This is a genomic window from Magnetospirillum sp. WYHS-4, from assembly GCA_039908345.1.
Taxonomy (GTDB): Bacteria; Pseudomonadota; Alphaproteobacteria; order Rhodospirillales; family GLO-3; genus JAMOBD01.
On the sequence record JAMOBD010000074.1, the window covers coordinates 1 to 13742 of the forward strand.

Genomic DNA, 13742 nt, shown 5'->3' on the forward strand with positions numbered 1-13742 from the left:
CACCACGAAACCCCCACCTGAAACCCCGCCACCCCGGAATGTAGTGCTAACAAACCCGTGCCACTCCGTAACAGTCTGTTACAGAACAGCTTTTTCTCGGGCACTGTTCAAGTTGGGCAAGGCGTCCGTTCCGTTAACCCACGCGGGTAGAAGGGCTGCCAGGGTGTCGAAGACCTTTTGGGCGACCTCGTCGCCGATGTCGCTTGGCTTCGTGCGCCGGTGGCGCCGATAGTCTTTGACCTCGATGAAGAACGCGGTGCCGTCGGGGGAAACCGCGAGAAGGTCCACGGCCTTTATCCCGTTTCTCATTCTTGAGAACTGGCTGCCGTAGAACGACCATTCGTCGTATTTGCCGACATGCCAATCGCCGTCGAAGCTGAACATCAGTCCGTCGACCTTGAAATCCTGGGTCACTTGGCTACCTCCAGAAACCTGTCCGACTGGAGGAGTTCCTCGTCAAGTGCTGCGATGTCGCCGATATCGTCAACGGAAGGGCCGTGCTCGACACCTACGCCGTCTCGGGTCTCGTGGAGCCCGATGAAGCAAGGGGAGATTTCGGCCCCCGTCTTGGCAAGCAGGATTTCCAACTCGCGAAGCAGGAACAGGCTGTGGGTTGCCAGGAAGACCTGGATACCGTTCGCGCTCAGGTCAAGGATGGTTTTCGCGACGGTCTTGGTGAGACGCGGATTGAGGTTCGCTTCGGGTTCGTCCCAGAACAGGCAGCCGTTGTCCAGAAGGGCGCCGGTGGCGATCAGGCGAGCGATCATGCCGAGCTTGCGCAGCCCCTCCGCGACCAGGGGCATTTCCATGCGCCCGCTCGCGGTCTTCAGATAGAAGCGACCGTTCCTGTCCAGTTCGATTGCCCCGCCCATTGCAGCTTCGAGCGGCTCGTGAAGCTTGCCGATAATGGCTTCCTTGGGGCCACGCCGCAGCAGTGCTCCCAACAGGACGCAGGTGTCGCGCCAAGTTTCCTCGAATTCGAGGTAGTGGCTTTCATAGACGGAAACGAAGCTGGGATAGATGGAAAGCAACTCACGCGTCGGAATGTAAGCCGACGAATGGCTGACCCACGTTTCCGGCAAGCGGCTGATCGCGACCTCGGTCTTGCTGTTGGTGGCGAAGCTGAAATCGATGTCCAGCTTTTTGTCCCGGAACTTCACCGAGACATCGCATCTTTCCCTTCCAGGGCGGCGGCGCGCCAGTCGGCCAAGCGATTCCGGTCGGAAGACGTTGACCAGCTTCTCGGCCAGTCTGGTTTGGTAAAAGGTTTTCGTCGGAGGAGCAGCCGTCGGCTTACGGCCCTCCTCGGCGCTCATGGCCAAAACGGAGTACATCAGCTTCAACAGGTGGGTCTTGCCGGTTCCGTTCTCGCCGACGATGACATTCAGTTGTCGGCTGATGTCCAATTCGACCGACGGAAAGGCGGTCAGGTTTTTGATGCGTAGCGACTTGATCATCGGCCAAATCCTCCAAACACAGACCATAGCGAGTTAGGGAAACGTTGTCACAAAGGATATGTTATTCTGGGCTTACCGGGGTCCTCATTCATCCCCCGTTCAGTCCCTCCGCCGCTATAATGGCGGCATGGTGTGGCGATTCCTTTCCGTTCTGGCCGTTACGGCGCTGCTGGTTCTTCCGGCCGGCGCCTGGGCGGACGACGACCAGGAACAGGCCTTGCGGGCCCTGCAGGCCGGCGAGATCGTGCCCTTGCGGGAAATCCTCGATCTGGCCGCCCAGGACTTCAAGGGCGAGATGGTCGAGGTGGAACTGGAGCGGGACGGGGGGCGCTGGGTCTATGAAGTCAAGCTGCTCTGCCCCGGCGGTCGACTCGTCAAGGCCGAGTACGACGCCCGCACCAAGGAACTGCTGAAAGCCAAGGACAAGCGGCGCCCGGGGCGGCGCGGGGAGTAGGGATGCGCATCCTGGTGGTGGAGGACGAGCCGACCCTGGCCCGCCAACTCAAGGAGGCCCTGGAGGAGGAGGCCTATGCCGTCGACCTGGCCACCGATGGCGAGGACGGGCACTTCCAAGGCGAGACCGAACCCTATGACGCGGTCATTCTCGACCTGGGGCTCCCCATGCTGGACGGACTGTCGGTGCTCAAGCGCTGGCGTGCGGCGGGGCGGTCCATGCCGGTGCTGATCCTCACGGCGCGCGGTGCCTGGCACGAGAAGGTGGAAGGCATCGACGCCGGGGCCGACGACTACCTGGGCAAGCCCTTCCAGATGGAGGAGTTGAAGGCTCGTTTGCGGGCCTTGATCCGGCGCGCCGGGGGCCATGCCTCGCCCCAGATCGCCTGCGGGCCGGTGGTGCTGGATACCCGCTCCGGGCGGGTTACGGTGGAGGGGAAGGCGGTGACGCTGACCAGCCACGAGTTCCGGGTTCTGTCCTATCTGCTGCACCAGATGGGCCGGGTCGTGTCGCGCTCGGAATTGACCGAACACGTCTACGCCCAGGATTTCGACCGCGACTCCAACACTATCGAGGTTTTCGTCGGCCGCCTGCGCCGCAAGCTGGGGGTGGAAATCATCCAGACCGTACGCGGCCTCGGCTACCGGGCGGAGCCGCCCGCGTGAGGACCGCCGTCTCCCTGCAGGTCCGGCTGCTGGCCGGGGCCTTGGTCTGGATTCTTGCGGCCTTGGCGGTGGCCGGGCTGCTGCTGACCGACCTGTTCCGGCGCCATGTGGAAGCCCAGTTCCATGCCGCCCTGGAAATCCATCTGAACGAGTTGGCCGCCGCCCTGCACGTCCATCCCGACGGCAAGCCTTCTCTGCGGCGCCCGCCGGGCGATCCGGTCTTCCACAAGCCCTATTCCGGCGCCTATTGGCAGGTTTCCGCCGTCGATGGCAGGGCGCTGCTGCGATCGCGCTCCCTGTGGGACGACGTGATTCCCCTGGCTCCCGACGCTATCCTCGACGGCGAGGTGCACAGCCACCGGCTTCCCGGCCCGCAAGGGCAGGGATTGATCGTCGCCGAACGGGCGGTGGTGCCGGCCGACGGCACGGCGGTCCTGCGTCTGGTGGTGGCCCGAGACGGGGCGGTGCTGGCCGATGCGGTTCGCGCTTTCGCCACCACCCTGGCTGCGTCCCTGACCGTCCTTGCGGTCGGCCTGGCCTTGGCGGCGGTGCTCCAGGTGCGGCTTGGTCTGCGGCCCCTGGACCGGCTGCGCCAGGCCCTGTCGGTCTTGCGGACGGACAATGGGACGCCACGCCTGGAAGGGGAATACCCAAGCGAAGTCAAGCCTCTGGTTGACGAACTTAATGCTCTTGTCGAGCATAGGGAGACCTTGGTCGAGCGGGCGCGCGTCCAGGCGGGCAACTTGGCCCATGCCCTCAAAACGCCCCTGGCGGTCATGACCAACGAGGCCGGGCGCCTGGGGGAGGGGGGGGAAGTGTTCCGGGAACAGCTGGAACTGGCGCGCCGACAGGTGGAAGTTCATCTGGCACGGGCGCGGGCGGCAGCCGCCGGGGCCAGCGGAGGGCAGAAGTTCGCTGCCACCGCATCGATACGCGGCTTGCGGGCGGTCATGGTGCGGGCCCATGCGGGCAGGGATCTCCGTATCGATGTCGATGCCGACGAGGGTCTGCTGCTGCGCGGTGAACGCCAGGACTTCGAGGAAATGCTCGGCAACTTGATGGACAACGCCTGCAAATGGGCGGCGCAGCGGGTCCGTGTGGCGGCCCGAATCGAGGCCGGCCGCTGCCTGGTTGCGGTGGACGACGACGGGCCCGGCCTGCCCGAGGAACGGCGTGAGGAAGTCTTCGGGCGCGGGCGGCGGCTGGACGAGGCGGCGCCCGGTTCGGGGCTGGGCCTTGCCATCGTGCGAGATCTGGCGGAAACGATGGGGGGCACGGTACGGCTGGAGGGATCGCCGCTGGGGGGGCTGCGGGCCGTGCTCGACCTTCCGTCGGGGGATATTGGCAAACATTAAATAGCCAGCCATTCCAGGGGGTTGGCCCGTCCCGGAAAAATCCTTGGAAAACTTGGGCATACGCCGCTTGACACCGTTCGGGCCGCTGGATTACATGATGCCGCCCCGAGCGATCGGGGCGCACTTTTCTGGCCTGGGGGTGTAGCTCAGTTGGTTAGAGCGCCGGCCTGTCACGCCGGAGGCCGCGGGTTCGAGTCCCGTCACTCCCGCCATTACCCCGGGCGCCGTTGATTCCAGACGGCGCGGGGCGGCTGCGGAGGACACCCGAGATGGACGCGCTGCTCCTCGATTATCTTCCCATTCTGGTGTTCATCGCCATTGCCGGGGCCATCGCGCTCATCGCGATCGGAGCGTCGTGGCTGGTGGCTCGCCAGAAGCCCGACGTCGAGAAAAACAGTCCCTACGAATGCGGATTCGAACCTTTCGAAGATGCCCGCCAGAAGTTCGACGTCCGCTTCTATCTGGTCGCCATCCTGTTCATCATCTTCGACCTTGAAGTAGCCTTCCTGTTCCCCTGGGCGGTCAGCCTGGGACAGATCGGCGTCTTCGGATTTTGGTCCATGATGGCGTTCCTGGGCGTGCTTACCGTCGGTTTCGTCTACGAATGGAAGATGGGGGCCCTGGAATGGGAGTGATCGATCCGAACCAGCCCTTGCCGCCGGGGCCCGAGCAGGATGCCCTGCTGGCCCGGGTGACTGGCGAGTTGACAGATCGCGGATTCGTGACGGCCCAGATGGACAAGGTGGTCAATTGGGCCCGTACCGGTTCGCTCTGGCCGATGACCTTCGGCTTGGCCTGCTGCGCGGTGGAGATGATCCAAGCCTATGTCAGCCGCTACGATCTCGACCGTTTCGGCGTGGTGCCGCGGCCCAGCCCGCGCCAGTCGGACGTGATCATCGTCGCCGGCACCCTGACCAACAAGATGGCTCCCGCCTTCCGCAAGGTCTATGACCAGATGGCGGAACCGCGCTACGTCATCTCCATGGGCTCTTGTGCCAACGGCGGAGGGTACTACCACTACTCCTATTCGGTGGTGCGCGGCTGCGACCGCGTGGTGCCGGTGGATGTCTACGTGCCCGGCTGCCCGCCCACCGCGGAAGCCCTGGTCTATGGTGTTCTGCAGTTGCAGAAGAAGATCCGCCGTACCGGCACCTTGTGGCGCTGACGGCGGAGAGGGGAAGGACGGAATGGTCGACTTGGCCTTGCAGGATTTAGGCGATTTGATCGCGGCGGCGCTGGGCGAGCGGGTCCTCGGCACCGAAATCCGTGGCGGCCAACTCGTGGTGACTGCCCGGCGCGATTCCATCGTCAGGGTCCTGACGTTCCTGCGGGACGATCCCAACTGCCAGTTCAAGCAGCTGATGGATATCTGCGGCGTCGATTATCCCGAGCGCGCCGAGCGGTTCGACGTGGTCTACAATCTGCTCAGCCTTAGCCACAACCTGCGCGTCCGGGTCAAGGTGACCGTCGACGAGAATAGCCCGGTGCCCAGTGCCGTCGACGTGTTCAGCGCTGCCAATTGGTACGAGCGTGAGGCCTGGGACCTATACGGTATCGCCTTTTCCGGTCATCCAGACCTGCGCCGCATCCTTACGGACTACGGGTTCGAGGGGCATCCGCTACGCAAGGACTTCCCGCTCACCGGCTACGTCGAGGTCCGCTACGACGACGCCCAGAAGCGTGTGATCCAGGAGCCGGTCAAGCTGCCGCAGGAGTTCCGCAACTTCGACTTCCTCAGTCCCTGGGAGGGCCTGCCGGGCGACGAGAAGGCGAAAGGCGAGGGGAAGGCCTGATGCCCGAAACCCGCATCAAGAACTACAGCATCAACTTCGGTCCCCAGCATCCGGCGGCGCACGGCGTGCTGCGCATGATCCTGGAGATGGACGGCGAGGTCATCGAACGGGCCGATCCCCATATCGGCCTGCTGCACCGGGGCACCGAGAAGCTGATCGAATACAAGACCTACGCCCAGGCGACGCCCTACTTCGACCGCCTGGACTACGTCTCGCCGCAGAACCAGGAACACGTCTTCTGCCTGGCCGCCGAAAGGCTGCTGGGCATCGAGGCGCCGACGCGCGGCCAGTACATCCGCGTGCTGTTCGCCGAGATCGGCCGCCTGCTCAACCACCTGTTCACCGCGCCCGCCTACGCCATGGACATCGGGGCCATGACGCCGATGCTCTGGGCGCTGGAGGAACGCGAGATCCTGATGGAATTCTGCGAGCGCGTCAGCGGTGCCCGCATGCACATGAACTACTTCCGCATCGGCGGCGTGGCCGCCGACCTGCCGGACGGCCTGGCCCAGGACATCTGGGCCTGGACCGAGCGGGTGCCCAAGGTGATCGCGGATATCGAAACCCTGCTGGACGACAACCGCATCTTCAAGCAGAGGTCCTGCGACATCGGCGCCATCACGGCCGAGGACGCGCTCGACTGGGGGTTCTCCGGGCCCAACCTGCGCGCCACCGGCATCGCCTGGGACCTGCGCAAGGCCCAGCCCTACGACGTCTACGCCAAGATGGATTTCGACGTTCCGGTCGGGAAGCACGGCGACTGCTACGACCGTTATCTGGTGCGCATGGCGGAAATGCGGGAAAGCCTGAAGATCGTCCGCCAGTGCCTGGACGAGATGCCCAAGGGCCCGGTCAAGGTGGACGACCGCAAGATCTCGCCGCCATCCAGGCCCGAGATGAAATCCTCCATGGAAGCCCTCATCCACCACTTCAAGCTGTTCACCGAGGGTTTCAAGGTGCCGCCCGGCGAAGTCTATGCCGCCGTCGAAGCCCCCAAGGGCGAGATGGCCGTCTATCTGGTGTCCGACGGCACCAACAAGCCCTATCGCTGCAAGATACGCACCCCCGGCTTCGCCCACCTGCAGGCCATGGACCACCTGTCGAAGGGGCACATGCTGGCCGACGCGGTGGCCAACCTGGGGTCGCTGGACATCGTGTTCGGGGAGATCGACCGATGAGCGGACAGGGCCACGGGAACTGCGGCCAGCCGGACAGCTTCGCCTTTTCGCCCGAGAACCGGGAGAAGGCCACGGCGATCCTGGCCAAGTATCCGGACAGCCGGCGCCAAAGCGCCTGCATGCCGCTGCTCGATCTGGCCCAGCGCCAGCACGACGGCTGGCTGCCGCGCGCAGCCATGGACCATGTGGCCGAGATGCTGGGCATGGCGCCGATCCGCGTCTACGAGGTCGCCACATTCTACACCATGTACAACCTCAAGCCGGTCGGGAAGCATCACGTCCAGGTCTGCACCAACATCTCGTGCTGGCTACGCGGCTCCGAACAGATCGTCGATGCCGCCAAGTCCGAACTGGGAATCGGTTTCGGCGAGACCACGGCAGACGGAAAGTTCACCCTGTCCGAGGTCGAATGCCTGGGGGCCTGCGTCAACGCCCCCATGGTGCAGATCAACGACGATTACTACGAGGACCTGACGCCCGAGACCGCCAAGGCGGTTCTGGGGGCCCTGAAGAAGGGCGAGACGCCGAATCCGGGGCCGCAGAACGGCCGCAAGGGCTGCGAGCCGGCGGGCGGGCTCACCACCTTGAAGACCGTGGGAGGGGGCTCCTGATGCTGGCCGACAAGGATCGCATCTTCACCAACATCTATGGACTCCACGACAAGAGCCTGAAGGCGGCCCAGGCGCGCGGCGACTGGGACGGCACCAAGGACCAGATCGCCAAGGGCCGTGACTGGATCGTCAACGAGGTCAAGAATTCCGGCCTGCGGGGGCGTGGCGGCGCCGGCTTTTCCACTGGCATGAAGTGGTCCTTCATGCCGAAGGAAGTGGGCGAGCGTCCTCACTTCCTGGTCATCAACGCCGACGAAGGCGAGCCCGGTACCTGCAAGGACCGGGAAATCATGCGCAACGAGCCCTTCAAGCTGATCGAGGGGGCGCTGCTGGCCGGCTTCGCCATCGGGGCGCATGCCGGCTACATCTACATCCGCGGCGAATTCGTGCGCGAGGCGGAAGCCCTGCAGCGGGCCATCGACGAATCCTACGCGGCCGGCCTGCTGGGCAAGAACGCCGCGAAGTCGGGCTGGGATTTCGACCTATATGTCCACCGCGGCATGGGGGCCTACGTCTGCGGCGAGGAAAGCGCTCTCATCCAGAGCCTGGAGGGCAAGAAGGGCCAGCCGCGGCTAAAGCCGCCCTTTCCGGCCAATTGCGGCCTCTACGGCTGTCCGACCACGGTCAACAACGTCGAATCCATCGCCGTGGTGTCGACCATTCTGAAGCGCGGCGCCGGTTGGTTTGCCGGCATCGGCCGCCAAAACAACAGCGGCATCAAGCTCTACGGGATATCGGGCCACGTCAACACGCCCTGCATTGTCGAAGACGCCATGGGCATCACGCTCCGCGAGTTGATCGACAAGCATGCCGGCGGCGTCCGTGGCGGATGGGACAATCTGCTGGCGGTTATCCCCGGCGGCTCCTCCGTTCCCATGATTCCCAAGGCGCTATGCGACGAGGCGATCATGGACTTCGACGGCCTGCGCCAGGTGGGCACGGGGCTGGGCACCGCCGCCGTGATCGTCATGGACAAGACCGCCGACCCGATCAAGGCCATTGCCCGCCTGTCGCGCTTCTACATGCACGAAAGCTGCGGCCAGTGCACCCCCTGCCGGGAGGGCACCGGCTGGATGTGGCGGATGATGGAACGCATGGCGGTGGGCAACATCACCAACGAGGAGATCGACCTGCTGGAGGACGTCAGCCGTCAGGTGGAAGGCAACACCATCTGCGCTCTGGGCGACGCCGCGGCTTGGCCGATCCAGGGGCTGATCCGCCATTTCCGGCCGCTGATCGAGCGGCGCATGGCTGAATTCAAGGCGCGGGCCGCGTAAGGGGACCTTGGGATGCCGAAGCTGACCATCGACGGCAAGGAAGTGGAAGTCGACAAGGGCCTGACCGTGCTGCAGGCCTGCGAGGCCGTCGGCATCGAGGTGCCGCGCTTCTGCTACCACGAACGGCTGTCGATCGCCGGCAACTGCCGCATGTGCCTGGTCGAGATGGAACGCGCCCCGCGTCCCGTCGCCGCCTGCGCCATGCCGGTGGCCGACGGCATGATTATCAAGACCGATACCGAGAAGGTGCGCAAGATGCGCCGCTCGGTGATGGAATTCCTGCTCATCAACCATCCGCTGGATTGCCCGATCTGCGACCAGGGCGGCGAATGCGACCTGCAGGATCTGGCGGTTTCCTACGGCATGGACCGCGGTCGCTACGGCGAGGACAAGCGCGCCGTGCCCGATCACGACTACGGCCCGTTGGTGCGCACGGTGATGACCCGCTGCATCCACTGCACCCGCTGCATCCGCTTCGTCAACGAAATCGCCGGCGTGCCCGTGCTGGGCGGCACCTTCCGGGGCGAACACCTGGAAGTTGGCGCCTACGTGGAACGGGCCATCGACTCCGAACTGTCGGGCAACCTGATCGATGTCTGTCCGGTGGGGGCGCTCACCTCCAAGCCCTACCAGTTCCGGGCCCGGCCATGGGAACTGCGCAAGACCGAATCCGTCGATGTGCTGGATGCCGTCGGCAGCAACATCCGCGTTGACGTCCGCGGCGCCGAGGTGATGCGCATCCTGCCGCGCCTCAACGAGGACGTGAACGAGGAATGGATTTCCGACAAGACCCGCTTCGCCTGCGACGGCTTGAAGCGCCAGCGCCTCGACACTCCCTATGTGCGGGATGCCCAGGGCAAGCTGCAGCCGGCCGCATGGGACGAGGCCTTCGCCGCCATCGCCACCCGCCTGAAGGGCCTGGAGGGCGGGAAGATCGCCGCCATCGCGGGCGACTTGGCCGATTGCGAATCCATGCTGCTGCTCAAGGATCTGATGGCTTCCCTGGGGTCGCCCAACCTGGACTGCCGCCAGGACGGGGCGGCGCTGGACGCGTCTTGCCGGGCCGGCTACCTGTTCAACGCCACCATCGCCGGCATCGAACAGGCCGACGCCTGCCTGATCGTCGGTTCCATCCCCCGCACCGAGGCGCCCATCGTCAACGCCCGTTTGCGCAAGCGCTACCTCCAGGGCGGCTTCAAGGTCGGCGTGGTGGGGCCCGAGGTCGATCTGACCTACAAGTACGAGCACCTGGGCGAAGGCCCGGCGGCGCTGAAGTCTCTGGGCGCCTTCGCCGAAGTGCTGAAGGCGGCCGAAAGGCCGATGCTGATCTTGGGCCAGGGCGCGCTCCGTCGTCCGGACGGCGCCGCCATTCTGGCCGAGTGCCGGGCGCTGGCGGAATCCTTCGGCATGGTCAAAGATGGCTGGAACGGTTTCAGCGTGCTGCATACCGCGGCGGCGCGGGTGGGCGGACTGGATCTGGGCTTCGTGCCGGGTCCCGGCGGGCTGGGGACCGAAGGTATCCTCAAGGGCGCCGAAAGCGGCGCCGTGGAAGCGGTCTACCTGCTGAACGCCGACGAAATCGACATGGCGCGCCTGAAGAAGGCCTTCGTGATCTACCAGGGCCATCATGGCGACGCGGGCGCGGCGGCGGCGGACGTGATTCTGCCGGGTGCCGCCCATACGGAAAAGGACGCCACTTACGTCAACACCGAAGGTCGGCCGCAGCGGACCCGCCGCGCGCTCTTCCCGCCCGGCGAGGCCCGCGAGGACTGGGCCGTGCTGCGTGCCCTGTCCGACGCCCTGGGCCACGGGGTGGCGGGCGATACGGTGGGCGAGGTGCGCCAGCGCCTGGCCGATGCCAATCCGGTCTTCGCCGCCACCGGCCGGGCGATTCCGGCCGCCTGGGGCGACTTCGGCACCGCCGGGGCACTGGGGGCGGAGCCCTTCCAGCCGGCCGTCGCCAACTTCTACATGACCGATCCCATCAGCCGCTGCTCGCCGACCATGGCGTCCTGCACCGCGGCCTTCCGGGGCGGCAAGGCCAAGGGGACCGGGACCGATGGTTGAATTCTGGACCGATTACCTCTGGCCGCTGATCTGGATGGTCATCAAGATCGTGGTCATCGTGGTGCCGCTGCTCCTCGCCGTGGCCTACCTGACCTATGCCGAACGCAAGGTGATCGGCGCCATGCACCGCCGCAAGGGCCCCAACGTGGTGGGTCCGTTCGGCTTGCTGCAGCCCATGGCCGACGGCCTCAAGCTGTTCCTCAAGGAGACCGTGTTGCCGACGAAGGCCAACAAAGGGGTCTTCCTGATCGCTCCCATGCTGACCTTCTTCCTGTCCCTGATCGCCTGGGCGGTGATTCCCTTCGGCGAGGACATGGTGCTGGCCAACATCAATGTGGGCGTGCTCTACCTGTTCGCCATCTCGTCCTTGGGCGTCTACGGCATCATGATGTCGGGCTGGGCCTCGAACTCCAAGTACGCCTTCCTGGGTGGCCTGCGCTCGGCGGCGCAGATGGTGTCCTACGAGGTCTCCATGGGCTTCGTCATCATCACGGTGCTGCTCTGCGTCGGTTCGCTGAACCTGTCCGATATCGTGGTGGCGCAGAAGAAGCTGTGGTTCGTCGTGCCCCTGCTGCCCATGGCGGTGATCTTCTTCATCTCGACAGTGGCCGAAACCAACCGTCATCCCTTCGACCTGCCGGAAGCGGAAGCGGAACTGGTGGCCGGGTTCAACGTCGAATATTCGGCCATGCCCTTCGCCCTGTTCTTCCTGGGCGAATACGCCAACATGATCCTGATGTCGGCCATGACAACGATCCTGTTCCTGGGCGGTTGGCTGCCGCCCGTGGATATGGCGCCGTTCAACTGGATTCCGGGCCCCGTGTGGTTCGCCGCCAAGATCGCCTTCATGCTGTTCATCTTCATCTGGATCCGGGCGGCGTTTCCGCGCTACCGCTATGACCAGTTGATGCGGCTGGGCTGGAAGGTGTTCCTGCCGGCATCCCTGGCGGCGGTGGTTCTGGTTTCCGGGTTCCTCGTCGCGACCGGCCTGGTGCCGGGCATGAAGGGGTAGGGGTGACGCCATGAGCTTCCTCGAACGCGGCATCCGCACCATCCTTCTGGCCGAACTGCTGGCCGGCATGGCCAAGACTTTCAGCTACATGTTCAAGCCGGTGGTCACCATCAACTACCCCTATGAAAAGGGGCCGCTCAGTCCACGATTCCGCGGCGAGCACGCGCTACGCCGCTATCCGAACGGCGAGGAACGCTGCATCGCCTGCAAGCTCTGCGAGGCCATCTGTCCGGCCCAGGCCATCACCATCGACGCCCAGCCGCGCGACGACGGGAGCCGGCGGACGACCCGCTACGACATCGACATGGTCAAGTGCATCTATTGCGGATTCTGCCAGGAAGCTTGCCCGGTGGACGCCATCGTCGAGGGACCGAATTTCGAGTTCGCCACCGAAACCCGCGAGGAACTGATGTACGACAAGGCCAAGCTTCTGGCCAACGGGGACCGGTGGGAGACCGAACTGGCCGAGCGCATCGCCCGCGATGCGCCGTACCGCTGAGGAAGGGGACCGAGGGGAAATGATCCAGGCATTGGTCTTCTACATGTTCGCGGCCGTCACCGTCTTTTCCGGGGTGATGGTGATTTCGGCGCGCAATCCGGTCCATTCCGTGCTGTTCCTGGTGCTGGCCTTCTTCAGCGCCGCCGGGCTGTTCGTGCTGCTGGGGGCCGAGTTCCTGGCCATGATCCTGGTGGTGGTCTACGTGGGTGCCGTCGCGGTGCTGTTCCTCTTCGTGGTGATGATGCTCGACATCAACTTCGTGGAACTCCGCCAAGGATTCCAGGAGTACCTGCCCCTGGGTGCCCTGATCGCGTTCATTCTGTTCCTTGAGGTGGCGGTCGCCATGGCCGGCATGAAGCTGGCGCCCGATGCCACCGCCGCTGCCGCCGCGCCGATTCCCGAGGGGGTGACCAACACCCAGGCCCTGGGCCAAGTGCTCTATACCCAGTATCTCTATCTGTTCCAGGTCTCGGGCTTGGTGCTGCTGGTCGCCATGATCGGCGCGATCGTGCTCACCCACCGCCACCGGCCGGGAGTGAGGCGGCAGGACATCGGCGCCCAGGTGGCGCGCAACCGGGCGAACTCCCTGGAGATTCGCAAGGTCGAGCCGGGGAGGGGGATCTGATGCTGACCATCGGGCTATCCCACTATCTGACCGTGGCGGCGATCCTTTTCGCCCTGGGCGTGCTGGGAATCTTCGCCAACCGCAAGAACGTGATCGTCATCCTGATGTCGGTAGAACTGATGCTGCTGGCGGTCAACATCAACCTGGTATCCTTCTCGGTCTTCCTCCACGACTTGGTCGGTCAAGTCTTCGCCATGCTGGTGCTGACGGTGGCGGCGGCCGAAGCCGCCATCGGGCTGGCCATCCTGGTGGTCTTCTTCCGCAACCGCGGCACCATCGCCGTCGAAGACATCAACGTGATGAAGGGTTAGGGGCATGTACGTCGCAGCCGTCTTCCTGCCGCTCCTCGCCTCCGTCCTGGCCGGCATGCTCGCCTTCGCGCGCGCCGAAGGGCACGGCAAGCACAAGATCGACGCCTGGGCCCAGTGGCTGACCTCCGGGGCGCTGCTGACCTCCATGGCGCTCGCCATGCTGATCTTCAACGAGGTGGTGCTGGGCAAGCAGCCGGTCACCATCGTGCTGTTCACCTGGATGCAGTCGGGGTCCCTGGATTTCGCTTGGGCGTTGCGCTTCGACGCGCTGTCGGCGGTGATGCTGATCGTGGTGACCACGGTTTCCGCCATGGTGCACGTCTATTCCATCGGCTACATGCACCACGACCCGTCCATCCCGCGCTTCATGTCCTACCTGTCGCTGTTCACCTTCTTCATGCTGATGCTGGTGACCGCCGACAATCTGGTGCAGATGTT

Annotated in this window: 17 protein-coding genes and 1 tRNA gene; 16 read left to right on the plus strand and 2 right to left on the minus strand. The window is 64.8% G+C overall.

Annotated elements, in window-relative coordinates; translation table 11 throughout:
* Positions 1-78: 78 nt before the first annotated feature.
* Both H7841_16035 and H7841_16040 read right to left on the minus strand, forming a co-directional pair.
* Entirely contained in the window at positions 79-414 is a 336-nt protein-coding gene (locus H7841_16035) for a hypothetical protein (protein MEO5338378.1), read from the minus strand.
* Entirely contained in the window at positions 411-1457 is a 1047-nt protein-coding gene (locus H7841_16040) for an AAA family ATPase (protein MEO5338379.1), read from the minus strand. The genes H7841_16035 and H7841_16040 overlap by 4 nt, the downstream gene beginning before the upstream one ends.
* Positions 1458-1584: 127 nt before the next feature.
* On the opposite strand from H7841_16040, the gene H7841_16045 reads away from it, so the two are divergent.
* The 16 genes from H7841_16045 to H7841_16120 form a co-directional block, all read left to right on the plus strand.
* Positions 1585-1911: a PepSY domain-containing protein gene (locus H7841_16045; protein ID MEO5338380.1), complete on the plus strand. Its 327-nt coding sequence runs from the start codon at positions 1585-1587 to the stop codon at positions 1909-1911.
* 2 nt (positions 1912-1913) lie between these two features.
* A complete protein-coding gene (locus tag H7841_16050) occupies positions 1914-2576 on the plus strand; it encodes a response regulator transcription factor (protein ID MEO5338381.1) in 663 nt (220 codons plus the stop codon).
* Positions 2573-3931 carry a HAMP domain-containing histidine kinase gene (locus H7841_16055; GenBank protein ID MEO5338382.1) on the plus strand — a complete coding sequence of 453 codons (1359 nt, stop codon included), beginning with the start codon at positions 2573-2575 and terminating at the stop codon, positions 3929-3931. The genes H7841_16050 and H7841_16055 overlap by 4 nt, the downstream gene beginning before the upstream one ends.
* A gap of 135 nt (positions 3932-4066) precedes the next feature.
* Positions 4067-4143: transfer RNA gene (locus tag H7841_16060), tRNA-Asp, on the plus strand.
* Positions 4144-4200: 57 nt separating this feature from the next.
* Complete coding sequence (locus H7841_16065) at positions 4201-4566, plus strand: NADH-quinone oxidoreductase subunit A (GenBank protein MEO5338383.1); 366 nt, start codon at positions 4201-4203, stop codon at positions 4564-4566.
* Positions 4536-5096: an NADH-quinone oxidoreductase subunit B gene (locus H7841_16070; protein MEO5338384.1), complete on the plus strand. Its 561-nt coding sequence runs from the start codon at positions 4536-4538 to the stop codon at positions 5094-5096. The genes H7841_16065 and H7841_16070 overlap by 31 nt, the downstream gene beginning before the upstream one ends.
* A 22-nt stretch (positions 5097-5118) precedes the next feature.
* Positions 5119-5724 (plus strand): NADH-quinone oxidoreductase subunit C, encoded by a 606-nt coding sequence (locus tag H7841_16075; GenBank protein ID MEO5338385.1) that lies wholly within the window; start codon positions 5119-5121, stop codon positions 5722-5724.
* Complete coding sequence (locus H7841_16080; protein ID MEO5338386.1) at positions 5724-6902, plus strand: NADH-quinone oxidoreductase subunit D; 1179 nt, start codon at positions 5724-5726, stop codon at positions 6900-6902. Before H7841_16075 ends, H7841_16080 begins: the two co-directional genes overlap by 1 nt.
* The gene (gene nuoE / locus H7841_16085; protein MEO5338387.1) at positions 6899-7513 is read left to right on the plus strand and encodes an NADH-quinone oxidoreductase subunit NuoE; all 615 of its coding nucleotides are present in this window, start codon (positions 6899-6901) and stop codon (positions 7511-7513) included. The genes H7841_16080 and nuoE overlap by 4 nt, the downstream gene beginning before the upstream one ends.
* The gene (nuoF, locus tag H7841_16090; GenBank protein MEO5338388.1) at positions 7513-8790 is read left to right on the plus strand and encodes an NADH-quinone oxidoreductase subunit NuoF; all 1278 of its coding nucleotides are present in this window, start codon (positions 7513-7515) and stop codon (positions 8788-8790) included. The genes nuoE and nuoF overlap by 1 nt, the downstream gene beginning before the upstream one ends.
* A gap of 12 nt (positions 8791-8802) precedes the next feature.
* Positions 8803-10857 (plus strand): NADH-quinone oxidoreductase subunit NuoG, encoded by a 2055-nt coding sequence (gene nuoG, locus H7841_16095; GenBank protein MEO5338389.1) that lies wholly within the window; start codon positions 8803-8805, stop codon positions 10855-10857.
* Positions 10850-11869: an NADH-quinone oxidoreductase subunit NuoH gene (gene nuoH / locus H7841_16100; GenBank protein MEO5338390.1), complete on the plus strand. Its 1020-nt coding sequence runs from the start codon at positions 10850-10852 to the stop codon at positions 11867-11869. The genes nuoG and nuoH overlap by 8 nt, the downstream gene beginning before the upstream one ends.
* A 10-nt stretch (positions 11870-11879) precedes the next feature.
* Positions 11880-12368, plus strand: coding sequence for an NADH-quinone oxidoreductase subunit NuoI (nuoI, locus tag H7841_16105; protein ID MEO5338391.1), 489 nt, complete (start codon positions 11880-11882; stop codon positions 12366-12368).
* A 19-nt stretch (positions 12369-12387) separates the two neighbouring features.
* Positions 12388-12993 (plus strand): NADH-quinone oxidoreductase subunit J, encoded by a 606-nt coding sequence (locus H7841_16110; protein MEO5338392.1) that lies wholly within the window; start codon positions 12388-12390, stop codon positions 12991-12993.
* Positions 12994-12995: 2 nt separating this feature from the next.
* Positions 12996-13304: an NADH-quinone oxidoreductase subunit NuoK gene (gene nuoK, locus H7841_16115; GenBank protein ID MEO5338393.1), complete on the plus strand. Its 309-nt coding sequence runs from the start codon at positions 12996-12998 to the stop codon at positions 13302-13304.
* Positions 13305-13308: 4 nt separating this feature from the next.
* The coding region (locus tag H7841_16120; GenBank protein ID MEO5338394.1) for an NADH-quinone oxidoreductase subunit L at positions 13309-13742 on the plus strand (434 nt) is incomplete at its 3' end.